This window comes from Streptomyces sp. NBC_01233, assembly GCF_035989305.1.
Classification (GTDB): Bacteria; Actinomycetota; Actinomycetes; order Streptomycetales; family Streptomycetaceae; genus Streptomyces.
This window is the reverse complement of record NZ_CP108514.1, coordinates 486,778-510,715: the sequence shown is the minus strand read 5'-3', so window position 1 is coordinate 510,715 and position 23,938 is coordinate 486,778. Positions and strand designations below refer to the sequence as shown.

Sequence of the window (23,938 nt, the reverse complement as noted above, 5' to 3'; positions counted from 1 at the left end):
ACCCGGAACTCAGCCAAGTTCTCGCTTCTCCTCCCGCGGGGGTTCGAGCGGCGGGGCCGTCACCGCGCAGTACGTATGGCACTGCGGGTGGCACGCCTCGGGTGCGGGGGAGCGTACGGTCGCCCAGGCCACGGCGGCGCCGGCCGCGAACGCCCCGGTGCACCAGAGCATGGCCCGCCCGAAAGCGGCGTCGAACTGGGTCGCCGAGCGGTACGACTCCGGCCCCATTCCGGACAGCAGCGGCAGCGCCGCCACCGCGAGCAGCCCGGCAACGCGCGCCGCCGCGTTGTTGATGCCGCTGGCCAGGCCCGCCCGGCCGGGGTCCACCGAGGCCAGCACGGTCGACGTCAGCGGGGCCACCAGGGCCACCAGGCCCATGCCCATGACGACCATCGCGGGCAGCACGTCCTGTACGTACGAAGCGGCGGGCCCCACCCGCAGCATCAGCAGCGTCCCGGCCGCGCACAGCAGCGGCCCCACCGTGAGCGGGATGCGCGGCCCGATCCGCTCCCCGAGCTCACCCGAGCGGGCCGACAGGAGGAGCATCAGGAGGGTCGTCGGCAGCATCGCGGCCCCGGCGGCCAGCGCCGAGTAGCCGGACACCACCTGGAGCTGGAGCACGACGAGGAAGAAGAACCCGCCGATGGCCCCGTACACGCACAGGGTGACGAGGTTGACGGCGGTGAACAGCCGGGACGCGAAGATGTCCGGCGGCACCATCGGGTCGGGCCGCCGCCGCTCCACGTAGACGAAGGCGACGCCCAGCAGGACCCCGAGCACCGCCGCGACGATCACCGCCGCCGTTCCCGACCGGGCTTCGATCAGCGCGTAGGTGACCAGACCCAGGGAGGCCGCACCGAGCACCGCCCCGGCCACGTCGAACCGCCCGTGCGCCTGCGGGTCCCGTGATTCCGGTACGTGCCGCAGCGCGACCGGCACGCACACCGCCGCCAGCGGCACGTTCAGCAGGAACACCCACCGCCAGCCCGGCCCGTCCACCAGCCAGCCGCCGAGGAACGGTCCCACGGCCGCGCCCACCCCGCCGAAGCCCGACCACAGGCCGATCGCCCGCCCCCGGTCGTCGGCGCGGATCGACGCCTGGATCAGGGCCAGGGAACCGGGCGCCAGCAGCGCCCCGCCGATGCCCTGCAGGGCCCGGGCGGCGATCAGCACCCCGGCGTTCGGCGCGATCCCGCACAGCAGCGAGCCCACCGCGAACCACACCACGCCGAGTACGAAGATCCGGCGCCGCCCGAAGCGGTCACTCAGTGAGCCGCCGACCAGGATCAGCCCGGCCAGGGTCAGCAGATAGGCGTTCACCGTCCACTGGAGCACCGCCAGATCGGCGTCGAGATCCTCCCCGATGCGGGGCAGCGCCACGTTCACCACGGTCCCGTCCAGCATGGCCATGGTCGACCCGAGCACCGTGGTCAGCAGGATCCACCGGCCGCGCGCGGATGCGATCGGGACTCCGGCTCCGGACGGCTCGGCGGGCGCAGTCATGTCTTCAGGCTGGCCCGCGCCGCCGGGAAGGGCCAGCGGGAGGGCGTTGGCCGAGGCCCGGGACGGCTCGATCGCGGCTCGATAGGCCCTCTTGTAATGAGCATGACCTCTCCTTCACCATGACCCGCGCACGTCACGCGCACCCTTCCCGCACATCCCGCACACGGCGTACGAGGAGACAACACGTGGCCCAACGCAACAACCGGTCCGCACGAGACTTAAGGCCCACAAGGTCGACAAGGCCCGCACGGTCCTTACGCGCGGCGCTCGCCGCCCTCACCTCGGTCCTGCTGCTCCCGCTCGGCGCGGGCGTCGCCGCGGCCGCGCCGGACCCCGGTCCCGCCGCACCGAGCGCGGCCGAGCGCAAGATCGAACCCAGGCTCCGCGCCCAGCTCGACGGCTCGGCCAAGGCCGCCTTCTGGGTGTATCTCGACAGCGCCGCCGACCTCACCGCCGCGGGGAAGCAGCAGACCCGCGCCGCCAAGGCAGAAACGGTTCTGCGGACCAAGAGGGACCACGCCGCGCGCAGCCAGGCCGGGATCGTCAAGGCTCTGGAAGGCGCCCAGGCCGAGTACACCTCGTACTGGATCGTGAACGCCGTCCGCGTCGTCGGCGGCGAGAAGCTCGCCGGGGCCCTCGCGGCGCGTCCCGAGGTCGCCCGGATCGATGCCGACGACAAGGTCGAGCTCCCCAAGCCCGCCGAGGGCAAACGGGAGGAGGCCGCCGCCGACGCCGTCGAGTGGAACATCGACCGGATCAAGGCCCCGCAGGTCTGGGACCAGCTCGGTGTCCGCGGCGAGGGCATCGTCGTCGCCAACATCGACAGCGGCGTGGACTACACGCACCCGGCCGTGAACAACCAGTACCGCGGGAAGAAGGCGGACGGCTCGTACGACCACGCCTACAACTGGTTCGACCCGGCGGGCGTCTGCTCCACCGCGGCCCCCTGCGACAACAACGACCACGGCACCCACACGATGGGCACGATGATCGGCGACGACGGCGGCGCCAACAAGATCGGCGTGGCCCCCGGCGCCAAGTGGATCGCCGCCAAGGGATGCGAGTCCAACTCCTGCTCCGAGGCCTCCTTGCTCGCCTCGGGCCAGTGGATCGTCGCCCCGACCGACCCGGGCGGTCAGAACCCCCGCCCCGATCTCGCCCCGCACATCGTCAACAACTCCTGGGGCGGCACGGGCGGCGACACCTGGTACCAGGAGATCGTCAACACCTGGCGGGCCGCCGGCATCTTCCCGGCCTTCTCCAACGGCAACGCCGGCCCGGGCTGCTCCACCAGCGGCTCCCCGGGTGACTACGCGAGCTCCTACAGCTCCGGCGCCTTCGACATCAACAACGCGATCGCGTCCTTCTCCTCGCGCGGCGCGGGCCCCGGCGGCATCATCAAGCCGAACATCGCCGCCCCGGGCGTGAACGTGCGCTCCTCCGTACCCGGCGGCGCGTACGAGGCCTTCTCCGGCACCTCCATGGCCTCGCCGCACACCGCCGCCGCCGTGGCCCTCCTGTGGTCCGCCGCGCCCACCCTCGAAGGCGACGTCGGGCAGACCGAGTCGCTCCTGGACGGCACCGCCCAGGACACCGACAGCAGCCAGTGCGGCGGCACGCCCGCCGACAACAACGTCTTCGGAGAGGGCAAGCTCGACGTCCTCGCCGCCGTGAACGCCGCCCCGCGCGGGGCGATCGGCGCGCTCGGCGGCGTCGTCCGCTCCGGCGGCCAGCCGCTCGCGGGCGTGAAGATCACGGCCGACGGCCCGATCGACCGCACGGCGACCACGGGCGCCGACGGCAGCTACGCCTTCCCCTCCCTCTCGGTGGGCGACTACACGCTGACCGCCGCCAAGTTCGGCTACGGGCAGCAGACCGCGACCGCCACGGTGACCGAGAACGCCACCGCCACCGGCGACTTCACCCTCACCCAGGCACCCTCCGGCAAGCTCACCGGCACCGTCTCCTCGGCCGTCGGACCCGCCGCCGGCGCCTCCGTCGCCATCGCGGACACCCCGGTGACCGCGACCGCCGACGCGCAGGGCCGCTTCGAGGTCACCCTGCCGCACGGCACGTACGACGTGAACGCCACGCACGCCTCCCGGTGTGTCACCGGCGGCACCGCGAAGGTCACCGTCGCCGGCGACGCCACCGTCGCGGTCAACCTCCCCGAGCGCACCGACGGGTACGGCTACGCCTGCGCCACCGCCGGCGACCGCCCGTACACCGAGGGGAGCCGGCAGCTCGCGCTGACCGGCGACAACACCACCGAGCGCGTCGACCTGCCCTTCCCGCTGCCGCTGTACGGGAAGACCTACGGCCAGGCCTGGATCGGGACGAACGGCACGGTCAGCTTCGGCGGCAACAACACCGGTGACATCAACGGGGACATCCCGAGCACGGCCACGCCCAACGCGGCCCTGTACCCGTTCTGGGACGACCTGGTCGTCGGCGCCGCGGGCAGCGGCTCGGGCGTCTTCACCGGCGTCACCGGCACCGCCCCGCACCGCAGTTACGTGATCGAGTGGCGCCAGGTGTCCCACTGGTCCGCGCAGGCCGACAAGTTCTCCTTCTCGGCGACGATCGGCGAGGACGGCACCGTCGCGTACTCCTACAAGGGGACCGGCGGCACCGGCATCAAGGGCGGCTCCACGGCCACGGTCGGCGTGGAGAACGCGGCCGGCACCGACGCCTTCAAGTACTCCTTCAACACCGCGGTCATCACGGACGGCCTGTCCATCGCCTTCCGGACCACCAAGAGCGGTGTGGTGGCGGGCCGGGTGCTCGACGCCAACGACGGCAACGGCGTCGCGGGCGCCACGGTCACCGTAGGCACCGGCGACACGGCGGTGTCCGCGACCACCGCGGCGGACGGCGGATACGTCGTCCAGAGTCCGTCGGGCTCGCGGGCCGTCTCCCTGACGGCCGCGCAGTACGAGTCCGCCACGGCGACGGTCGACGTGAAGGCCGCCGACGTCACGACGGTGACGCAGTCCCTGCGCACCGGCAAGGTGACGGCGTCCAAGCCGTCCGTGGAGATCGTCCTCCCGGCGAACCAGAAGCGGACGCGCACCCTGGACCTGACCAACCCGGGCCTCGGCACGGCGTTCACGGTCTCCGAGGACGCGGCCTGGCTGACGGCCACACCGGCCGGCGGTGACCTCCCGACGGGTGGGAAGATCCCGGTCAGCCTTTCGGCGGACACGACCGGACTGACCCCCGGGGCCGTGCTGACCGCCGACCTGAAGATCACTTCGGCGAGCGGCCGCACCCCGGTGCTCACCGTCCCGGTCAAGGTCGTCGTCCCGCGTTACCAGGTCGGCGTGGACGCGGGCTCCGGCTACGGCAGCACGGACGGCCTGGGTGACGCCTGGTCCCCGGACCGCAGGTACACGGCCGGCTCGTACGGCTACCAGGGCAACGGCTCGGTCCAGTCCACCGGCCGCACGATCGCGGGCACGGACGAGCAGCGGCTGTTACGCAACGCGCGCGAGGGCATGTACGAGTACCGCTTCGACAACGTGCCGAACGGGACCTACACGGTGGAGCTGGGCTTCGCCGAGCTCTCCTCCGCCAAGCCCGACAAGCGCGTCTTCGACGTCCTGGCCGAGGGCACCCAGGTCCTGCCCTCCCTGGACATCGCCCTGGAAGCCGGCACCTACAAGGCTCTGACCCGTGAGTACACGGTCACGGTCACGGACGGAGTCCTCAACATCCGCTTCGTCACGCACAACGGATTCGGCAAGCCCCTGCTGAACTCCCTGCGCGTGACCGACCGCCCCGACAAGAGCTGACGCTCCGAGGGGGCGGGGCGCTCACGGGCGTCCCGCCCCCTCCTCGTCCGCCAGGGCGTGCACCACGAGCGGACGTTCAGGCGGCGGCCGGAGCCGAACCGTTGGTGTCGAGCAGGGTGAGGCCGAGACGGGTCAGCGTGTGAAGGGCGGCCAGAGCGGCGGATAGCCCGGAACCTCCAGCACGGGGGGCTTCCAGACGGTCATCGGGCACAGGCTTTCCAGCAGCGCCGTCACTCCGCCCCGCACCATGAGGCGCCCTCGGCGTGACACCTCCCCGTCCAGGTGATGGTGGATCCGCTCCCAGTACGGGGCGACCGCCACCTGCTGGCAGTCGCGCAGCGCGGCGGCGAGCCGTTGCACGGACCGCCGGTCAGCCGGCATCATGCCGGACAGCCACTGCGCCCGCTGCCTGCGTGTGCCCTGAACACACGCCGGACTCCTCGCGCAGACGGTCTTCCGGGGCAGTGACCAGCCGCTCCAGCCCCTCGCTTATACAGTCGGCAGCGCCCACCAGGGGGAAGAGGTCCACCAGCCCTCCGGCCGGCGAGCCGAGGAACCTCGCGGTGTGCGGTCCGTCGCCCGTCACGAGGGGGCCCGTGCGTGCACGCCAGCCGCCGAACAACGCCTTGCCGTCACGCCGCTGGAGGTTCCACAAGCCCAGGGAAGTCTCCGCGAGCGGCCCCGGCACTGTGACGTTCACCCGCCCCAGGTCCTGCGCCGTGAAGTGCAATCGCAGCACACCGACCTCCCCACCTGCGCGGGCTGAATCCTTCCCGCTGCCCTCGTTTCGGGGCAGACCGAATCGAGTCGATTTCCCTGTCGGACCGAGTGGATCCTGTTCGTCAGAGCGCCACTGCACGCTGAGCGTCCGCGGCCGCACATCGCGGCGTCGCCCGCCCCGGATGCCCCGCCCCATTCGGGTGGCGGGGGACACGAATGCGCCACGACGTGCCGGGAGGCAGGGCCGGGCTCGTTACCGTGGGGGACCATGACGCTCCTGAGCGACCAGGCAGACGACATCCGGGCTCTCGTCGAGTCCGCCGATCCCGGGGCGGCCTGGGCCGTCGGCGGCGCCGAAGGCGCCCACGCGGGCTCGCACTCCGCGGGCGCGGACACCGGGGACGCCCGGGGCGCGGTCTTCGACGTGGGCGGCCTCGCCGCCGTCCTCGCGCTCTGGCCGGTCGTCGGGAGCCTCGTGGACGAGGGCGCGCTCCACTTGCACACCCCGCTCGCCGTCTACGGGGACGAGGCCGCCGTCGGCGCCCCCGCCGGGACCACCGCCCACCACCTGCTCACCCGCCCCGGGGGGACCGCAGCCCTCACCCGCCTCGCCGAACACGTCTGCGGCAGCCCCCTCGCCGACCTCGTGGTCACCCGGGTCTGGCACCCCCTCGGCATGGCCGGGACCCGGTTCGCCGACGGCACCCTCCGAGCCCCCCTCGCCGATCTCGTCCGCTTCCTGCGCCACCTCCTCGCCCCGGTGGACACCGGCGGGCCCCCGGGCACCGCCCACGGCATCACCCGCGCCTGGACCGCCGAGTCCCTGCGCATCCGCACCGGCGAACTCACCCCGGCGCGCGGCCTCCTCTGGCACCCCGCCCCGTACGGCGTCTGGGCCCACCACGCCCCGCAGGACGACGGCCCGGCGCTGTGGGTCTCCCCCCGCCACGACCGCTGGGCGGTCCTCCTCCCGGCCGGCGCCCGCGGCCCGCTGCGCACGGCCTTCCGCGAGGCAGTCTTCGCCCCAACTGCCCCGAGGTGAGGGCCCGTTGTGTGCGATGCTGGGTGCCGCCCCGCCTGGAGGTCCCGGCCACATGAAGAAGACCCGCCAGCGCGACCGCGACGTGCCCGGGCCGCCGCCCACCCCGTGGGACGAGATCGCGCCGGGCCTCTGGATGGGCGGGCACTACCGGACCGACCCGGCCGGGGAGCTGCGTCCCGTCGTGGTGGCGGACGAGTTCGACCTCGTGATCAGCCTCTTCGTGCGGAGCGGGCACGGCCCCGGTCCGCGTGCCGAGCACGTCGTGGCGCAGATGCCGGACGCCGGACTCACCGCTGCCCAGCTGCGCACGGTGCAGCGCCTCGCACGCACCGCCGGGCTCGCCCTCGACAGCGGCCTCACCGCACTGGTCCGCTGCCACTCGGGCTACAACCGGTCCGGTCTCGTCGTCGCCCAGTGCCTCGTCGACCGGGGTCTGGCACCCGCCGAGGCCATTGCGCTCGTGCGCCGCCGGCGCTCCCCGTGGGCCCTGCACAACGAGACCTTCACCTCCTACCTCACCGCAGGACTCGACGCCGCGGCGCTGCTCGTCGGGCTGGACCACCCCCTGGCGTAGTCGGGGCGCGGAGTGCGCAGGCGGGACGTACGGTGATGCCGATGTCACCGACCGTTGTCGGTCCGGCTGCGGAGGTACACGGATGCGTACGGTCCAAGGGGTCGCCCTGGACGGGTTGAGGGCCCGGGTTCGAGCCCTCGCGGAGCGGACCGGGCTGCCGGTGCGGTCCGATCCGTTCGCCGCGCGGGCGGCCGGAGCGGGCGCCGCCCGCCGCCGCACCGAGCGCGTCGGCCGTCCGCCCCGGGGCGGAACGCCGCTCGCGGACCGGGGCCCGGCAGGGAAGGGGCTCGGCGCGGAAACCGCCGACCGTCGGGCATACGTAAAAGAATCGTTTCGGCATCCGGCCGGGGCCCCCTCAGGGCTCGCCACCCCCGCCACCCCCGCCATCCCCGGTGTCCTCCGCGGCCTTCTGGGCGCCCTCGCCCCCGCGCGCCCGCTCCGCAGCCCGGGCGCGGTGCGCGCGTCCGCCGCCGCGCTGCGCGCCCTGCGCGCCCGGCACGGGGACGCGCCCGCCCTCGTACGCACCCGCTCCGGCCGGACGGTCCTCGTCCTCCTCGACCCGCAGGACCTGCGGCGGTTCTACGAGGAACCCGTCAGCGTCCTCGCGGCCGACCCGCCCGAGAAGTGCCGGGGCCTGGGCGCGGCGGAGCCCGCCGGCACCGGCTGCTCCCGCGCCGAACTGCGTACGGAACGGCGGCAGATCAGCGCCGATGTGCTGGCCGCCGACCTGCCCGTGCACCCCTCCTGCGGACCCTTCCTGGCGGCCGTCGCAGAAGAGGCCAGGCACCTGACCGCCACCGGCACCCTCGACCTCGCCCGCGTCCGGCACGCCGTGAACCGGGCCGCCCGGCGGATCGTGCTCGGCGACGCGGCCGCCGCGGACGAGGAGCTCGCCGGCTGGCTCACCCAGCTGCGCGCCGAGGGCAAGGGCCTGCGCGGCGGCCGGGTGCGCTCCGCCCGCACCACCCGCTCGGTGCGGGACAAGGCCCGCGCCCGCATCCAGGAGTACGCCCGGCACGCCGACGGCGGCACCCTCGTCGGGCGGGCCGCCCGCCACGCCGACCCCACCGGCACCCTGGACACCGCGGGCGAGGCCGAGCACTGGCTGCTGGCCATGGGCGCCGTCCCCGACACACTGCTGCGCACCCTCCTGCTGCTCGGCGCGCACCCCGCGGAGCAGGACGCGGCCGCGGCGGAGGCGGTCGCCGAAGCCGCGGACGGCCCGGGCCGGGGCGAACTGCCCAGGCTGCGGGCCTGCGTACGGGAGTCCCTGCGCCTGTACCCGGTGGTGCCCGACCTGATCCGCATCACCCGCGCCGAGACCGAATGGAGGGGCGTGCGCTACCCGGCCGGCACCTCGGTGCTGCTGCCGGCCGCGTTCCACCAGCGCGATCCCGAACGGGTACCGGCCGCGCACGTGTTCGTGCCGGGCCGGTGGAAGAACCCGCGTGCGGACCAGGACATCCGGATGGCGCCCTTCAGTCATGGCGGCGGCCGCTGCCCGGGGGACCAGCTCGGCCTGATGATCACGGCCGCGCTCTGCGCCGAAGTGCTGCGGGGCCATCGGATCGGGGCCGCCCGGCCGGTCCTGGACCCGGTGGGACCGCTGCCCGCGACGCTCGACCCGCACGGCATCCGGCTCACCCTCGCCCGCCGCTGACGGCGCACGCATCCGTCGCGGCCCCGCCGCCCCGCTGCCCGGCCCTGCTCGGCGCGCGCCCTGCTCGCCGCCCGCTCCCCGAACCTGCCGAACTTGCCGACCCCGACGAGGATCCCATGCCCGACGCCGCGACCTCCGCGTCCACCGACCCGGACGTCGACCTGCTCGACGCCCCGTGCCGCGCACTTGCCGAGGCCGCCGACGCGGTCGGCGAGGCCGCCCGCTATGCCTCCGGCCTGGCCCTCGGCGCCCGGCTGCCGGCAGCCGCCCTCGCCCGCGGCGGCAGCGTCAGGCGCGGCTGGCGGACCCTGCTCCGTACGCTGACCGACCCGGCGGGCCTCGGCTGGGCCCCGCGCGGCCGCGGCGTGGCCCGGGCCGGCCGGCTCGCCGGAATCCTGACGAGCCGGGAGAGCCTCGCGATCAGCATCGCCGTCTGCGGACTCAGGGCCCGGATCCGTGCCGCCGGCGCGGGCCGTCCCGAGCTCCTGGACGACCCCGGCGCGGCGGCGGTCCTGCGGGCCGTCGAGGCGGGCCTGCTGGCCGAGGCCGTCCGCCTGTTCCGCACGATCATGCGCGACCGGGGGGCCGAGCACGCCTTCTCCCTGCTGGCCCCGTCCTTCGCGGACATCCTCGCCTGGAAGGCCCTGACCGACGCCAACCCCTTCAACGACCATGCCGGCTGGCAGGTCGCCACCGGCCGGGCGGAGACCGCCGAACCGCTGCTCGGGCTGGGCGCCGCCTTCTGGGCCCTCTGCGACCGCGGCCAGGGCCTGCCCGAACGGCCCCCGACGGGGATCGCGCCCGCCCGCGGCCCCGCCCGGCGCCGGGTCACGGGCCGGCCGCTCCGGCCGGCGCCGCGACCGCCGGACGGCGGCCTGCGCGGCCACGCCACGGCGCTGCGCACGCACGCGGCCCGGCTGAGCCGGGCGGCCGCCGCCGCGCCGGACTGGCACGGCCCGGAGGCCGAAGCCCTGCGCGCCGAGGTCGCGAACCTCGCGGCCCGTTGCGAGACGGCGGCGGACGGCCTCGCCCTCGCCGCCGCCCAGCTGCAGGGACGGCTAAAGGACCAGTGACAGCAGCAGGACGCAGCCCAGGCCGACCACCGAGATGATCGTCTCCATCACCGACCAGGTCTTCAGGGTCTGGCCGACGGTCATCCCGAAGTACTCCTTGACCATCCAGAAGCCGGCGTCGTTGACGTGGCTGAAGAACAGTGAGCCCGACCCGATGGCGAGGACGAGCAGCGCGGTCTCGGTCGTGGACGTGCCGGCCGCGAGCGGGGCCACGAGACCGGCCGCCGAGATGGTGGCCACGGTCGCCGAGCCCGTCGCCAGGCGGATGGCCACGGCGATCAGCCAGGCGAGCAGCAGCGTCGGTATGGCCCAGCCCTTCGACAGGTCCAGGATCATCTGGCCCACGCCCACGTCGATCAAGGTCTGCTTGAAGCCGCCGCCGGCGCCCACGATCAGCAGGATGCCCGCGATCGGGCCCAGGGACTTCTCGACCGTGACCGACAGCTGCCCCTTGGTGAAGCCGGCCGCCCGGCCGAGGGTGAACATGCCCACCAGCACCGCCGAGAGAAGTGCGATCAGCGGCGAGCCCGCGACGTCGGTCACGCGCTGCACAGGGTTGGCGGGGTCGTTGACCACGATGTCGACCAGGGCCTTGACCAGCATCAGGGCCACCGGCAGCAGCACGGTGAAGACCGTTGCCCCGAACCGTGGGCGGTGCTCCACGTCGGCCGAAGGGCGCTGCGCGACCACGTGCTCCGGCGCCGGGATGTCCACCCACTGCGCCGCGTACCGGGAGAAGGGCGGTCCGGCGATGATCACGGTCGGGATCGCGACGACCACACCGAGCGCGAGCGTGACCCCCAGGTTCGCGTGCAACACGTCGATGGCGACGAGGGGTCCGGGGTGCGGCGGTATCAGCCCGTGCATCACGGACAGGCCGGCCAGCGCCGGGATGCCGATCCGCATCAGGGAGTAGTTCCCCCGTTTGGCGACCAGCAGCACCACCGGGATCAGCAGCACGATGCCGACTTCGAAGAAGAGCGGCAGCCCGATCACCGAGGCGATCAGCACCATCGCCCAGGGCATGGCCCGGCCCTTGGCCCGGGCGAGGATCGTGTCCACGATCTCGTCCGCGCCGCCCGAGTCGGCCAGCAGCCTGCCGAGGATCGCGCCGAGGGCGATCAGCACGCCGACGCCTGCGACGGTGGCACCGAGTCCGGCGGTGAAGCTGGCGATCGTCTTGGCCAACGGCGCGCCCGCGAAGACGCCGAGGGCCAGCGAACCGACCGTGAGTGCGAGGAAGGCGTGCAGCTTGAGGCGGGTGATGAGCAGGACGATGACGGCGATGCCCGCGAGGACGGCGATCCCCAGCTGGGTGTTCCCGGCCGAGGTGATCGGACCGGTGGCGGCCGCTGCCAGTGTCTCCACACTGAGACTGGTCACGGTGACGTTCTTCCTTCTTCTTTTTCAGTTCTCGGGGCTGCGGTGTTCGGCGGCGCCGTCTTCGGCCGCGCCGAGCCGGCGCAGGGCGGCCAGGGCGCGTTCGGTGATCTCCTCGGGGGATCCGGACACGTCGACGGCGACGCCGAGTTCGTCGTCCTGGAGCGGTTCCAGGGTGGCGAACTGAGAGTCCAGCAGGGTGGTGGGCATGAAGTGGCCCTTGCGGTCGGCCATCCGCTTCTCGATCAGCGGGCGCTCACCGGTGAGGTGGACGAAGACGGCCCCCGGGGCCGCGGCACGCAGCCGGTCGCGGTAGACGCGCTTGAGCGAGGAGGCGGCGACCACGCCGCCGCGCAGCCCGGCGCAGTTGCGGATCCACTGGCCGATGGCGTCCAGCCACGGCCACCGGTCCGCGTCGTCGAGGGGGGTGCCGGCCGACATCTTGGCGACGTTGGCCGCCGGGTGGAACGCGTCGCCCTCCGCGTACGGAATGCCGAGCGACGTCGCGAGCAGCCGGCCCACGGTCGTCTTGCCCGTGCCGGCCACGCCCATCACCACAATGACGCGCTGGGTGCTCACGCCTACCTCGCTGTCCTCGTCGACATCGGTTCGTGCGGCACCACTGAAGCGTATTAAGTACTACTTATTCAAGGGCGAGGTGGCAAAACATCGCATCTTTTGCCGACGGGGGCGTCGCCGTACGCTTGCGCCATGACCACCGAAGGCAGTCCTGGGCAGGGGCTCCACTCCCACGTGCTGGACACCCTCGGACTTGCGATCACGGCGGGGGAGCACCCGCCCGGCAGCGTCCTGCGCACGGACGAGATCGCCGAACGCTTCGACGCCTCCCGCACGGTGGTGCGGGAGGTCGTCCGCGTCCTGGAGTCGATGAACCTGGTCGAGTCCCGCCGCCGGGTCGGCGTCACGGTCCGCCCCGCCGACGAATGGAACGTCTACGACCCGCGGGTGATCCGCTGGCGGCTGGCGGGCACCGACCGGCCCCGGCAACTGCGGTCCCTCACCGTGCTGCGCTCCGCGATCGAGCCGGTCGCGGCCGGGCTCGCCGCGACCCTGGCCACGCCGGAACAGTGCGCCGAACTCACCGAGGCGGCCCTCGGGATGGTCCGCACCTCGCGCGGCCACCAGCTCGAGGGCTACCTGCGCCACGACATCGCGTTCCACCGCGTCGTGCTGAACGCCTCCGGCAACGAGATGTTCGCCCGGCTCGGGGACGTCGTCGCGGAGGTCCTGACCGGCCGCACCGAACACGCGGTGATGTTCCACGATCCCGACCCGGCGGCCGTCACCCTGCACGTCCAAGTGGCCGAGGCGGTACGGGAGGGAGATGCGGCCCGGGCGGAGGTGCTGACGCGGCAGATCGCGGTGGGCGCGCTGGAGGAGTTGGACGTACTGGCCCCGTAGGGGGCCCGGCGGTGCGGCCGTGTGGCCGCCCCGCCGGAGACGCCCGCCGGAGACGTCCGCCGGGTATCCTCACTCGGCGCTGAGCCGGCCGCCGATCCATTCGAGGGCCGGCGGGATCTCGCGGTTCCAGGTGTTGAAGCTGTGTCCTCCGCGGTCGAGCGTGATCGACGAGACGCGGGCCGGATCCTTCACCGCCTTGATGAACTGCTGGGTCGGCTTGTAGTTCGCCTCGCCCTGCAGCGAGGTGGTCACGAGGAACGAGGACGCGCCCTGCGGCCGGTTGGCGAGATGCCACAGCAGGTCGGATCGTTTCTCCTCGTCCTTGTCGCCGTGGAAGAGGTCGCCGGAGTACTGGTCGATCTCCGGCTTGTAGTCCGCCGAGAGGCCCACGCCGGCCGCGTAGGTCTCCGGATGCTGCACCGTCATCTTCAGGGCGCAGTAGCCGCCGGTCGAATCGCCGATGATGCCCCAGCTCCGCGCCGAGGTGCCGGCGCGGTACGTGCTCGATATGGCCCGGGGGACGTCCGTACCGAAGAAGGTCTCGCTCTGCGGGCCGCCGCCGCGGACATCGACGCACTGGGTGTTCTCGGCCGAGACGGTGGGCCGCATCATCACCAGGATCATCGGCTGCGCCTTCTCCTCCTTGGCCAGGGTCCAGGCCGTCTTCGGGTAGCGCAGCCCCTTCAGCAGGTTCTCCGCCGTGCCCGGGTAGCCCGTCAGGACCACCGCCGCGGGGAACCTCCGCTGTTCGTTGCCCTTCTGGAAGTACTCCGGCGGCAGGTACACGTAGGCCTGGGCGGCGCTCCTGGAACGCTCGCCGTGCAGGGTCACCTTCTCGATCACGCCGCTCACCAGGGGATTGCCACCGCCGGGCACGTTGGGAGCCTGCCGCCCCAGCACCTCCACGGCCACCCCGCCGCGCACGGCCTCCTGGCGCGCGCGTCCGGCCAGGTCCGCCCAGGAACCGTAGATCAGCAGGCTGCGGTTCGCCGCGAGCGCGACCGATGCGAACAGGAACACCTGCACGAGGACGATCAGCCCCATGCGCCCCAGCACCCGTGTCCGGCTCCCCCGTGCCAGCCGCGGCCAGAGCCACACGGTGACCGCGAAGGCCAGTGCCGTGCACAGCACGGCGCACAGGAGGAGTGCACTACTTGTCAGACCCATGGATCAGCGGAACCCTCTGAGACGTCTCGGTCTGGACGCACCGGTCCAGAGCACCGCCAACCGGTGCGCATCAGGCTAGAGAGGTACCGGGGCGAAAGCGTTCCACCGAGCGGCGGGGGCCTGCAAGATCCCGTCGCCGAAGGCGCGTCGGCCCACCACGCGCCCGCGGTCACCCGCAGCCGGAGCCGCCGCAACCCCCTCCGCATCCTCCATCGCCACCGCATCCACCGCCGCAGCCGCCCGCGGTGGAGTCCGGCCCCCGCGATTCCTTGCGTTCCCGCTCCCGTTCGCGCCTCCTCTCCTCGGCCAGGCGTGCCGCCTCCCGGACGGCCTCGCGGAACGAGCGGCGGGCCGGCTTCCAGCCGCGCAGCCCGTGCCGACGGCGCGGGAGCAGAGAGGCGGCGGTGACGTACGGGACGAGGCGGGCGCCGCCCTCGTAGACGGCGTCGGCCAGGACGACCTCGGCCCCCTCGTGCACGGCTCCGTACACGACGGCCTCGAAGGGTTCCGCATGGGCGTCGATGTCGTGGTGGTCCGTGCGCAGGGTCCGTTCGGAGCCGGAGAGGAGGATCCGCCGTCCGGTGAGGAAGGATGTCCCGGGCCTGTGGCCGTTGGGCGATCAGCGGCGGCCCGGCCGGGGTGTCGGCGTCCGGGTGGATCCAGTGGTGTCCGGACGCGGAGATCCGTACGCCGACCAGGAGCGCGGGCTGCGGCCGGGTGGTCAGGCGGCGCGTGCGGCCCGGCGGCGGGCCAGGCCCCGGCCGAGCACGGTGGTACCGGGGACCAGGAGCACCAAGGCGAGCATCTGCAGGCCCCACGGGTCGTACGGGTGCGCGCCGTCCGAGGCCCGCACGTCCAGGAGGACGCCGCCGGTGAGGGCCGCGGCGGCCGCGAGGCAGCACGCGGAGCCGAGGCCGATCGCCGTCCGTCCGCGGCGCCGGTGTGCGGCCGGAAGCGGGTCGGGCAGCGGGAAACGGGCGGATCCGGCGGAGGCCAGGGAGAGTTCGCGCTGGCGGCGGCGGGCGAGGAGGCGGACCAGCGCCCCGGTGAACGCCCACGCGGCGAGGGCGAGGACCAGGCCGCGGCCGATCCCGCCCGCCGCGTCGGTACTGGCGGGAAGCGCGACGGCGGCGTCCGCCGCGATGACGGGTGTGGCCAGCAGGGTGGCCACGGGTAAGTGCCGGAACCAGACCGGCAGCGCGATCAGGAGGACGCCCAGGGTGTAGCCGCGCCAGCCTTCGCCGCGTTCGGGTTCCGCGTCGCCGAGGGCTGCCAGGACGATCGAGAGGAGGACCAGGCCGCCGGGGAGCCAGCCTCCGGCGACGGGTGCGAACGCGGCCGGGACGCGGGCGCGGAGCCAGCGCTGGGCGTCCCCGACGCCCCACGCCGTGCCCCCGCCCTCCGGTATCCCGGCGGTCGGCAGATGCTTGACGTAGCCGGTCACGGCGCCAGTACGGGAGCGCCGTGCCGCGGCCCAGAAGAGGCGGCCGCGGCACGGAATCGCTACGGCCGCTTCCGGGCCGAGGGCGGGGTCGGGATCGATGTCGGGGTGGGGACCGGGTCAGACACCCCATGTCGTTTGGTGTCAAGCGGCATGGGGGTGGGTGTGGTGGGACCAAGCGGTCGCTTCGTCGTAGCGGGTGCGGGTTTTGAGGCAGCCGTGGAGGATGCCGACGAGCCGGTTCCCGAGCTGGCGGAGGGCGGGGTTGTAGCCGGCCTCACGGGCGCGTTGCTTGTCGTAGTAGCCGCGGGCGCCGGGTGAGGACCGCAGGGCGGAGAACGCCTGGGTCTGAAGCGCGTCGGCGAGCCGGTTGTTGCGGACGTAGCGGGCCTGGACGGTGTGGCTCTTGCCGGAGGCCCTGGTGATGGGGCTCGTGCCGGCGTAGTTCTTGCGGGCCTTCGCGGACGTGTATCGGGTGGGGTCGTCTCCGAACTCGGCGAGCACCCGGGCGCCGACGATCTCACCGATGCCGGGCATCGAGAGGTAGATCTCAGCGTCCGGGTGCGCCAGAAAATGTGCCCTCACCTGCTCTTCCATCACGGCGATCTGCTCGTTCAACGCGATGATCAGACGGGCGTGAGCGGTGGCGGCGGCCGCGTAGGCGGCGGTGACCGGCTCGGGCAGGCCGAGCTGCCGCTCACGCAGCGCGCTCTGGACGGTGGCCGCTTTCGCGTCCCGGTTGTGGCGGCGGTGGCGGGTCAGGACGGCGGTGATCTGGGTGCGGGTCAGCTTCGCCGCCATGGCCGGGGTGGGTGCCTTGATCAGCAGTTCCAGCGCGTCGGTGCTGGTCAGGGTCAGGTCCGAGTAGGCGTTCAGGGCGGCGGGGAAGTACTCGCGCAGTGTGGTGCGCAGCCGCTGGAAGGTGCGGGTGCGTTCCCAGATGAGGGTCTGGTGGGCGCGGGCGACGACCTTGACGGCCTGGGCCGCCTCGCTGTCGCCGGCCACCGGCCGCAGCTGGGCCCGGTCGATGCGGACCATGTCGGCGAGCGCGTGCGCGTCGCCCTTGTCGCTCTTGGCTCCGGAGGAGCCATACCGTTCCTTGAAGCGGTTGACCTGCCGGGGGTTGACCGCGAACACCTGGTAGCCGGAGGCGATCAGGGCCTGCACCCAAGAGCCGCGGTCGGTCTCGATTGCGACCACGACGCCGGCCGGGTCCAGGTCCTCACCGCCGTGGCGGGCGACGAGTTCGTGCAGTTTCGCGATGCCCGCCACTCCTTCGGGCAGGTTCGCGGCGGCCAGTTTCCGGCCGGTCTCGTCCTGGACCTCGACATCATGGTGGTCCTCGGCCCAGTCATCACCGATCAGCAGCAACAGACCCTCCCCGGTCACGTACTTCACCCAGCGGTGCAGCCTGCGGAAGGCACGGCACGCGGCCTAATGGATCCAGTGCTCACGCCCCGTGGGGCGGGCACGCCACCCCATCAGCGGTCTGGCCTCCCGGCCGACCAGCAAGGGCACGGTCTGACCTCAGAGCTCGAAGGCTCCGGCGTCGAAAGTGCTCACCAGCTGGCGGCTACGGAACCGAGCATTCCCCGGTTCCGTAGCTCCCATTAGGCGTCGAGCACGGCGAGTTCCAACTCGGCGAGGCGCTCCGGCTCCGCGACGACGTCGATCTCGGTGATCAGGCCCTCCTCGATGGTGAAGTTGAGCACCAGGAACAGTCGTCCCAACGGTGCCATCGCCAGGCCGACCACGCCGTTGACCAGGGCGGGCTGCGTGGACTGCGCCCGCTGCACGGCGGCCATCGCGCCCTTGGCGACGGTGACGGCGCCGCTGAAGAGCAGGGGCGCGGGGGTGGGCCCGACGGCCTGGTCGGCGCGGAGCACCACATCGGGGTGGAGCAGCGAGACCAGTGCGTCGAAGCTCCCGCCGCGGGTGGCGGCCAGGAAGGCGTCCACGACGCTGCGCTGGCGGCTCAGATCGGCTTCGGGCACCAGCGGGGCGCCCTTGACCCGGCGGCGGGCGCGGCTCGCGAGCTGGCGGGTCGCGGCCGGGGTCTTCTCGAGCAGCGGGGCGATCTCGTCGAAGGGCACGGCGAACAGGTCGTGCAGTACGAACGCCAGCCGCTCGGCCGGCGCGAGCGTGTCGAGCACCACCAGCAGGGCCAGCCCGACGGAGTCGGCCAGTACGGCCTCCTCCTCGGGGTCGACCGTGTCCTCACGGCTGACGGCGGGGTCGGCGGGATAGGCCTCGATGGAGTCCTCGCGCCGGGAGTCGCGCGAGCGCAGCATGTTCAGGCACACGCGCGACACGACCGTGGTCAGCCAGCCGCCCAGGTTCTCGACGTCGCTGATGTCGGAGCGGTTGAGGCGTATCCACGCCTCCTGCACGGCGTCTTCGGCCTCGGCGAGCGAGCCGAGCATCCGGTAGGACACCGCTCTCAGATGAGATCGGTGCTCTTCGAACCGCTCGGTCAAGCCGGAACTGTCGTCCACGGGTCACCTTCCTTCCTCGCAGCGGATCCTCAAAATAGATCACGAAGAAATCGCCGGTGCGAGGGGGGAGTTGGGCCCGGGGCCGGGCACCGCCCCGACGGGACCGGCCGGGGCGGGCGGCGGCGACGGCCGCCACTGCTGGATAATGGCGCCGAACAGCAGAAGCACCAAAGACGCCGGGGACACGTGGTGGCACGTGGTGGCCCGGCAGGAGAGGGAGCCCCCGATGGAAGCGCAGCACTTCGAGCGGATCACCGCGTTCATCGAGGCACGGCTCACCCCGCTGTTCGACGCCGAGACGGGCAGCGAGTACGGCTTCGGCATGGACGACACCTCCCGTGCACTGCGCGCGCTGCGCAACTCCGTCCTGGAGGCGTCCGCCATCAAGGGACTCATCGAGCAGCGGGCAACGGCCGAGCCGGCCATGCGCCGCGTCATCGACCAGTCGGTCGAGCACAACTGGGACGTGCTGCGCGGCATCGCCCGCCAGTGGGAGGACCACGCCGACTTCCGCCACGAGTTCAAGCACCACGCGTGGGAGCTCGACCACCACCACGCCGCCGCGGAGGCCTGAGCCCCCGCGCCCTCACCCCGGCGGCGTGCGGACTCCGCGTGCGGCGATGGCCGAGCGCAGGCGCGCCGCCGAGGCCGCCGCCTCCTGCGGCGACGGCGAGAGCACACCGTGCTCGGTCATCAGGGCGTGGAACTGCTGCTGCTCGTACGGCACTCCGGGCGGCAGCGCCGCGACATGCCAGTGGAGGTGGGTGTTCCCCTGCTGGCTGCCCAAGGAGTAGAGGTAGGTCCGCTCGGACTCGTAGACCTCCTCGACCGCGAGGGCGACCTCCCGCACGACGAGCATGATCCGTGTGTACGCCGCCGCGTCCAGATCACGGACGGCGTGCTCGACGTGTGCCTTCGGTGCCACCAGGACCTTCCCGGGGAGCGTGGGCCACCGGTCGAGGAAGGCCACGTGGTGCTCGTCCTCGAAGACCGTCTCGTGCGCGTACTCCGGGTCCCCGGCAAGGAACGCGCAGACGAAACACGGCCCGCTGCGCGTCCGCTCGACGTACCACCCGAGATCCATGGCCCCGCGTTCCACCGGCCCCGGCGCGGCTCCTGCGGACACGGCCTAGCCCGCCGTCTTGCGCGGGGTGGTCTGCTGGACCGCCCAGCCGTTGCCGTCGGGGTCCGAGAAGTAGACGAAGGAGCCCCACGGCAGGTCCTGGATCTCCGTCACCTCGACGCCCCGGCCGCGCAGGTCCTCGTACGCCTCCTCGATGTCGGTGACGACGACCTGCATGTTGTCCAGCGATCCCGGGGTCATCCGGGTCAACCCCTTGCCGATCGCGATCGAGCAGGCCGAGCCCGGCGGGGTCAGCTGCACGAAGCGGATGTCCTCGCTGACCGTGACGTCGTGGTCGGCGTTGAAGCCGAGCTTCTCGTAGAAGGCCTTGGACCGGTCGACATCGGTGACGGGGACGGCGACCAGTTCGAGTTTGATGTCCATCACAGCATCATGCTCCCGGCACCGGTGCCGCGCCGCCCGAGGCCAGGTCGGCAGGCGTGTCCGCCGCCGCGAACTGGGTGCGGTACAGCTCCTCGTAACGGCCGCCCGCCGCCAGCAGCTCGGTGTGCGTGCCCCGTTCCACGATCCGGCCGTCCTCGACCACCAGGATCAGGTCCGCCGCCTGTACGGTCGACAGCCGGTGTGCGATCACCACCGCGGTCCGGCCCGCCAGGGCCTCGCCCAGCGCCTCCTGCACCGCCGCCTCCGAGGTGGAGTCCAGGTGCGCGGTGGCCTCGTCGAGGATCACCACCCGCTGCCGGGCCAGCAGCAGCCGCGCGATGGTCAGCCGCTGCCGTTCCCCGCCCGACAGCCGGTAGCCGCGCTCCCCGACCACCGTGTCCAGTCCGTCCGGCAGCGAGGCGACGAGCCCGTCGAGGCGCGAGCGCCGCAGGGCCTCCCAGATCTCCTCCTCGGCGGCGTCCGGCCGGGCCAGCAGCAGGTTGGCCCGTACCGACTCGTGGAAGAGGTGCCCGTCCTGGGTGACCATGCCGAGCGTCTCGCGGATCGAGTCGGCCGTGAGGTCCCGTACGTCGATCCCGCCGAGGCGCACGGCGCCCGCGTCGGCGTCGTACAGCCGCGGCAGCAGCTGCGCGATGGTCGACTTGCCGGCGCCGGACGAGCCGACCAGGGCGATCATCTGGCCGGGTTCGGCGCGGAAGGACACCTCGTGCAGCACCTGAGTACCGCCCCGGGCGTCGAGGGCGGCGACCTCCTCCAGGGAGGCGAGCGAGACCTTGTCGGCGGAGGGATAGCCGAAGGAGACCCGGTCGAACTCCACGGCCACCGGCCCCTCCGGCACCCTTCGAGCGTCCGGCTTCTGCGCGATGAGCGGCTTCAGGTCGAGGATCTCGAAGACCCGCTCGAAGCTCACCATCGCGCTCATCACCTCGACACGGGCCCCGGCGAGCGCGGTCAGCGGGGCGTACAGCCGGGTCAGGAGCAGGGCGAGGGCGACGACGGAACCGGCGTCCAGGGAACCGCGCAGGGCGTAGAACCCGCCGAGCCCGTAGACGAGCGCGAGGGCCAGGGCCGAGACGAGGGTGAGGGCCGTGATGAAGGCCGACTGGGCCATCGCCGTGCGGATCCCGATGTCCCGCACCCGCGCCGCCCGGGCCGCGAACTCCGCGGACTCGTCGGCGGGCCGGCCGAACAGTTTGACCAGCGTCGCGCCGGGGGCCGAGAACCGCTCGGTCATCTGGGTGCCCATCGCGGCGTTCAGTGCGGAGGCCTCCCGCTGCATCGCCGCCATCCGCGCCCCCATCCGGCGGGCCGGCAGCACGAACACCGGGAGCAGCACCAGCGCCAGCAGGGTGATCTGCCAGGAGATGCTGAGCATCACGGTGAGGGTCAGCAGCAGGGTCACGGTGTTGGCGACCACCCCCGACAGGGTGTTGCTGAAGGCGCGTTGGGCGCCGATCACGTCGTTGTTCAGCCGGCTGACCAGGGCCCCGGTCCGGGTGCGGGTGAAGAAGGCGACCGGCATTCGCTGCACGTGGTCGAAGACCGCCGTCCGCAGGTCCAGGATCAGCCCCTCGCCGAGGGTGGCGGAGAGCCGGCGGGTCAGCAACCCCAGCCCGGCCTCCGCGACCGCGATCAGCGCGATGAGCAGGGCGAGCCGGGTGACGGCAGCACCGTCGCGGCCGTCGACGATGGCGGTGACCACCCGGCTGGCGAGCACCGGGGTGGCCACCGCCAGCAGCGCGGTCACCACGCTCAGCAGGAGGAAGAGGGTGAGCCCGCGGCGGTGCGGGCGGGCGAAGGCGGCGACGCGGCGCAGGCCGGCCCGGGAGAGCGGGCGGCGGTCCTGCTGGGCGTTGATCGCGCTGTGCAGCGAGGTCCAGGCGGTGACTTCCATGTCCATGACTCGAACGCTAGGACCTCAACTTGACCTGAGGTCAAGGTTTCGGTGCCGGACCGCCCGCAGGTGTCGCCGACTCCCGTTCGTACGAAGGATTTTCGCCTTCCCCGCCCGCTGTCGGTGCCCGGTGGCATCATCGGTTCATGACGCAGGGATCCGAGTCATCCGAGTCCGTACGCTTCGGCAAGCGAACCGCCGACACCGTCCTGCAGCGCTTCGAGCAGTGGGTCCGAGACACTCCCGGAGCCCACGCCCTCATCGCAGGCTCAGAGAGCTTCACCTACGGGCAACTGGACGAGCGGGCCGACCGGCTGGCGCACCGTCTGCTTGCCTCCGGCCTGCCGCCCGGCGGCCTCGTCGCCATCGGCACCGCCCGGCAGGCCGAACTGGTCGTCGCCCTCCTCGCCACCCTCAAGGCCGGCGGGACGTACGTCGTCGTCGACGCCGAGAACCCGCGCACCGGGCAGGCCCAGCTCACCGCGGCCGAGCCCTTCGTGCTGCTCACCACACTCGCCCACCGGGCCGCCCTCGACAACGGCAGCGGGGTGAAGGTGATCCGGCTGGGCGCGGAGGCCGCCGCGATCGCCGGACAGCGGGGGGAACAGCCCGCGGAAAGCTCCGCCGACCAGCCCGCCGACCAGCCTTCCGGACAGCCCGCGGTGCAGGCGGCCGCTTCGCCGCCGTTCCCGGCGCCCGGCCGTACCGCGGCCCTCCTGTTCACCGGGGCGGCCGAACCGCGCGCCGTCCCCGTCAGCCACGGTCTGCTGCTCGCCGCCCACGAGAGCTGGGCCGAGGTGGGCCGGTTCACCCCGGCGGACCGGCACCTGATCGCGGCCGGGACGGACGTCACCGCCTTCGCCGCGGGCTGGACCCGGGCCCTGTGCTCGGGCGGCGCCCTCGTCCTTCCCCGGCGGTCCCCCTGGAAGCCCGAGGACATCCGCGCGTCGGTCGGGACCGAGCACGTCACCGTCCTGCACACCGACCCGGCCACCGCCCTCGAACTCCTCAGGGGGGAAGAGGAGCCGGGCACCGCCTTCCGGTCGCTGCGGCTGCTCGCCGTCTCGGGCGACCGGCTCTACCTCGACGACCAGGCGGCCCTGCAGGTCCTGCTGCGGCCCGGCGCACGGGTGCTCAACGTCTACGGGCTCGCGGAGAGCGCGGGCACCGGCACCTGGTTCGAACTGCCGCAGCTGCCCCGCCCGCTCGACGACCCGGAAGAACTCTCCCTGCTCGGCATCCCCTTCCCCGGCTGCCGCGTCGAGGTGCGCGACGGCCAGATCCGCCTCGCCCCGCCCGGCGGCGGTGACGCGATACCCACCGGTGACCTGGGCCTGCTCCGCGAGGACGGGCTGCTGGAGTTCGGCGGCCGGCTGGGGGACCGCATCACCCTGCCCGGCGGGCGCTCCGTCGACCCCCACCCGATCGAGTCCGCGATCCGCAGCCACGAGGGCATCGGCTCGGTGATCGTGAACGGGGTCGACGGCGCGCGCGGCCCGCGCCGCCTCGTCGCCTACGTCGCCCCGCCCGCCGGAGGTTCCTCGTCACCCGTGGCCGCCCTGCTGCCGGACATCGAGGAACTGCGCGACCACCTGGCGGGGAAGGTGCTCAGGGAGGAGATCCCGCGCACGGTGATCCGGCTGCGCGCACTGCCCCGCAACCGGGCCGGCCAGGAGGACCGGGCCGCCCTGCCGCTGCCCATCCTGCCCGCCGCCGCGGCGAAGGGGGGCGGCGGGAGCACGTCCGGGAAGTACGGGGCCGCCACGGCCGGAGAGGGGCTCCCGGCCTCTTGTGCGGGCGGCTGCGGGGGAGTCGGCCTGGGCTTCGTCGCCCTGATCCTCACGAACCTCCTCTGGCCCGGATCGACCGACCTCACCGGGGTGCCGCAGCCCTGGGCGTTCCTCTTCTCCGTCCTCTACCTGTTCGAGTGCGCCGCCTTCGGTGTCGGGGTGGTCTTCCTCTTCGGGGGCCGCGCCCGGATGCGGAGCCGGGGCCGCGGCCGTCGCATCACCGCGGCCGCCCATCTGGCGGTGTCCTACCTCCTGCTGGCCTGGTGGCCGCAGGACAACCTCTACCGGCTGGCCGCCAAACAGGACTGGCCGCGGCAGGCCGCGCTCGTCTACGCCTTCAACATTCCCCTGATGATCGCGGGAGCCGTCGTCGCCGCCTACCTCGTCGCGAAACCGGCCGACCCGTTCGACTTCGACGAAGACTACGACGACTGACCGATCAGGGCCCGGCGGGC

At 73.1% G+C, this 23,938-nt stretch carries 21 protein-coding genes; 8 read left to right on the top strand and 13 right to left on the bottom strand.

Annotated elements, in window-relative coordinates; all coding sequences use genetic code 11:
• Positions 1 to 9: 9 nt before the first annotated feature.
• Positions 10 to 1,503, bottom strand: a complete 1,494-nt coding sequence (locus OG332_RS02530; RefSeq protein WP_327411873.1) for an MFS transporter — start codon at positions 1,501 to 1,503, stop codon at positions 10 to 12.
• A 185-nt stretch (positions 1,504 to 1,688) separates the two neighbouring features.
• On the opposite strand from OG332_RS02530, the gene OG332_RS02525 reads away from it, so the two are divergent.
• Entirely contained in the window at positions 1,689 to 5,297 is a 3,609-nt protein-coding gene (locus OG332_RS02525) for a S8 family serine peptidase (RefSeq protein ID WP_327411872.1), read from the top strand.
• 132 nt (positions 5,298 to 5,429) lie between these two features.
• On the opposite strand, the gene OG332_RS02520 is transcribed toward OG332_RS02525, so the two are convergent.
• Positions 5,430 to 5,657 (bottom strand): hypothetical protein, encoded by a 228-nt coding sequence (locus OG332_RS02520; RefSeq protein WP_327411871.1) that lies wholly within the window; start codon positions 5,655 to 5,657, stop codon positions 5,430 to 5,432.
• A gap of 10 nt (positions 5,658 to 5,667) precedes the next feature.
• A complete protein-coding gene (locus OG332_RS02515; protein ID WP_327411870.1) occupies positions 5,668 to 6,036 on the bottom strand; it encodes a hypothetical protein in 369 nt (122 codons plus the stop codon).
• Between the two features lie 249 nt (positions 6,037 to 6,285).
• On the opposite strand from OG332_RS02515, the gene OG332_RS02510 reads away from it, so the two are divergent.
• From OG332_RS02510 to OG332_RS02495, 4 genes are all read left to right on the top strand, one after another.
• Entirely contained in the window at positions 6,286 to 7,059 is a 774-nt protein-coding gene (locus tag OG332_RS02510; protein ID WP_327411869.1) for a hypothetical protein, read from the top strand.
• 52 nt (positions 7,060 to 7,111) lie between these two features.
• Complete coding sequence (locus OG332_RS02505) at positions 7,112 to 7,633, top strand: protein-tyrosine phosphatase family protein (protein WP_327411868.1); 522 nt, start codon at positions 7,112 to 7,114, stop codon at positions 7,631 to 7,633.
• An 82-nt stretch (positions 7,634 to 7,715) separates the two neighbouring features.
• Positions 7,716 to 9,293 carry a cytochrome P450 gene (locus OG332_RS02500; RefSeq protein WP_327411867.1) on the top strand — a complete coding sequence of 526 codons (1,578 nt, stop codon included), beginning with the start codon at positions 7,716 to 7,718 and terminating at the stop codon, positions 9,291 to 9,293.
• Positions 9,294 to 9,409: 116 nt separating this feature from the next.
• Positions 9,410 to 10,366 carry a hypothetical protein gene (locus OG332_RS02495; RefSeq protein WP_327411866.1) on the top strand — a complete coding sequence of 319 codons (957 nt, stop codon included), beginning with the start codon at positions 9,410 to 9,412 and terminating at the stop codon, positions 10,364 to 10,366.
• Here the strand turns inward: OG332_RS02495 and OG332_RS02490 are convergent.
• Both OG332_RS02490 and OG332_RS02485 read right to left on the bottom strand, forming a co-directional pair.
• Positions 10,352 to 11,749, bottom strand: coding sequence for a GntT/GntP/DsdX family permease (locus OG332_RS02490; protein WP_327411865.1), 1,398 nt, complete (start codon positions 11,747 to 11,749; stop codon positions 10,352 to 10,354). The genes OG332_RS02495 and OG332_RS02490 overlap by 15 nt on opposite strands.
• Before the next feature lie 24 nt (positions 11,750 to 11,773).
• Positions 11,774 to 12,325, bottom strand: coding sequence for a gluconokinase (locus tag OG332_RS02485; protein WP_327411864.1), 552 nt, complete (start codon positions 12,323 to 12,325; stop codon positions 11,774 to 11,776).
• Between the two features lie 132 nt (positions 12,326 to 12,457).
• Here OG332_RS02485 and OG332_RS02480 point away from each other — a divergent pair, with 132 nt between their 5' ends.
• A complete protein-coding gene (locus OG332_RS02480; RefSeq protein WP_327411863.1) occupies positions 12,458 to 13,168 on the top strand; it encodes a FadR/GntR family transcriptional regulator in 711 nt (236 codons plus the stop codon).
• A 69-nt stretch (positions 13,169 to 13,237) separates the two neighbouring features.
• Here OG332_RS02480 and OG332_RS02475 read toward each other — a convergent pair whose 3' ends face one another.
• The 5 genes from OG332_RS02475 to OG332_RS02455 all read right to left on the bottom strand — a co-directional run bounded on the left by OG332_RS02475 (position 13,238) and on the right by OG332_RS02455 (position 18,271).
• Positions 13,238 to 14,335 carry an alpha/beta hydrolase gene (locus OG332_RS02475; RefSeq protein ID WP_327411862.1) on the bottom strand — a complete coding sequence of 366 codons (1,098 nt, stop codon included), beginning with the start codon at positions 14,333 to 14,335 and terminating at the stop codon, positions 13,238 to 13,240.
• A 169-nt stretch (positions 14,336 to 14,504) separates the two neighbouring features.
• A complete protein-coding gene (locus OG332_RS02470; protein ID WP_327411861.1) occupies positions 14,505 to 14,825 on the bottom strand; it encodes a hypothetical protein in 321 nt (106 codons plus the stop codon).
• Between the two features lie 231 nt (positions 14,826 to 15,056).
• The gene (locus OG332_RS02465; RefSeq protein WP_327411860.1) at positions 15,057 to 15,779 is read right to left on the bottom strand and encodes a hypothetical protein; all 723 of its coding nucleotides are present in this window, start codon (positions 15,777 to 15,779) and stop codon (positions 15,057 to 15,059) included.
• A 141-nt stretch (positions 15,780 to 15,920) separates the two neighbouring features.
• Positions 15,921 to 17,147, bottom strand: a complete 1,227-nt coding sequence (locus OG332_RS02460; RefSeq protein WP_327419082.1) for an IS110 family transposase — start codon at positions 17,145 to 17,147, stop codon at positions 15,921 to 15,923.
• A gap of 239 nt (positions 17,148 to 17,386) precedes the next feature.
• Positions 17,387 to 18,271, bottom strand: coding sequence for a sigma-70 family RNA polymerase sigma factor (locus tag OG332_RS02455; RefSeq protein ID WP_327411859.1), 885 nt, complete (start codon positions 18,269 to 18,271; stop codon positions 17,387 to 17,389).
• A 226-nt stretch (positions 18,272 to 18,497) separates the two neighbouring features.
• On the opposite strand from OG332_RS02455, the gene OG332_RS02450 reads away from it, so the two are divergent.
• Positions 18,498 to 18,845 carry a hypothetical protein gene (locus tag OG332_RS02450; protein WP_327411858.1) on the top strand — a complete coding sequence of 116 codons (348 nt, stop codon included), beginning with the start codon at positions 18,498 to 18,500 and terminating at the stop codon, positions 18,843 to 18,845.
• 12 nt (positions 18,846 to 18,857) lie between these two features.
• Here OG332_RS02450 and OG332_RS02445 read toward each other — a convergent pair whose 3' ends face one another.
• From OG332_RS02445 to OG332_RS02435, 3 genes are read right to left on the bottom strand one after another with little or no spacing between them, the layout of a single operon-like run.
• Positions 18,858 to 19,355 (bottom strand): HIT family protein, encoded by a 498-nt coding sequence (locus tag OG332_RS02445; protein ID WP_327411857.1) that lies wholly within the window; start codon positions 19,353 to 19,355, stop codon positions 18,858 to 18,860.
• Between the two features lie 45 nt (positions 19,356 to 19,400).
• Positions 19,401 to 19,778, bottom strand: a complete 378-nt coding sequence (locus OG332_RS02440) for a VOC family protein (RefSeq protein WP_327411856.1) — start codon at positions 19,776 to 19,778, stop codon at positions 19,401 to 19,403.
• A gap of 7 nt (positions 19,779 to 19,785) precedes the next feature.
• The gene (locus OG332_RS02435) at positions 19,786 to 21,699 is read right to left on the bottom strand and encodes an ABC transporter ATP-binding protein (RefSeq protein WP_327411855.1); all 1,914 of its coding nucleotides are present in this window, start codon (positions 21,697 to 21,699) and stop codon (positions 19,786 to 19,788) included.
• Positions 21,700 to 21,839: 140 nt separating this feature from the next.
• Here OG332_RS02435 and OG332_RS02430 point away from each other — a divergent pair, with 140 nt between their 5' ends.
• Positions 21,840 to 23,918, top strand: a complete 2,079-nt coding sequence (locus tag OG332_RS02430; protein WP_327411854.1) for an AMP-binding protein — start codon at positions 21,840 to 21,842, stop codon at positions 23,916 to 23,918.
• The last annotated feature ends 20 nt before the right edge of the window (positions 23,919 to 23,938 follow it).

Coding starts and splice junctions, on each gene's coding strand:
- OG332_RS02530 (WP_327411873.1), bottom strand. CDS start 1,503: ATGACTGCGCCCGCCGAGCCGTCCGGAGCCGGAGTCCCGATCGCATCC.
- OG332_RS02510 (WP_327411869.1), top strand. CDS start 6,286: ATGACGCTCCTGAGCGACCAGGCAGACGACATCCGGGCTCTCGTCGAG.
- OG332_RS02505 (WP_327411868.1), top strand. CDS start 7,112: ATGAAGAAGACCCGCCAGCGCGACCGCGACGTGCCCGGGCCGCCGCCC.
- OG332_RS02500 (WP_327411867.1), top strand. CDS start 7,716: ATGCGTACGGTCCAAGGGGTCGCCCTGGACGGGTTGAGGGCCCGGGTT.
- OG332_RS02495 (WP_327411866.1), top strand. CDS start 9,410: ATGCCCGACGCCGCGACCTCCGCGTCCACCGACCCGGACGTCGACCTG.
- OG332_RS02480 (WP_327411863.1), top strand. CDS start 12,458: ATGACCACCGAAGGCAGTCCTGGGCAGGGGCTCCACTCCCACGTGCTG.
- OG332_RS02475 (WP_327411862.1), bottom strand. CDS start 14,335: ATGGGTCTGACAAGTAGTGCACTCCTCCTGTGCGCCGTGCTGTGCACG.
- OG332_RS02450 (WP_327411858.1), top strand. CDS start 18,498: ATGGAAGCGCAGCACTTCGAGCGGATCACCGCGTTCATCGAGGCACGG.
- OG332_RS02445 (WP_327411857.1), bottom strand. CDS start 19,355: ATGGATCTCGGGTGGTACGTCGAGCGGACGCGCAGCGGGCCGTGTTTC.
- OG332_RS02440 (WP_327411856.1), bottom strand. CDS start 19,778: ATGGACATCAAACTCGAACTGGTCGCCGTCCCCGTCACCGATGTCGAC.
- OG332_RS02435 (WP_327411855.1), bottom strand. CDS start 21,699: ATGGACATGGAAGTCACCGCCTGGACCTCGCTGCACAGCGCGATCAAC.
- OG332_RS02430 (WP_327411854.1), top strand. CDS start 21,840: ATGACGCAGGGATCCGAGTCATCCGAGTCCGTACGCTTCGGCAAGCGA.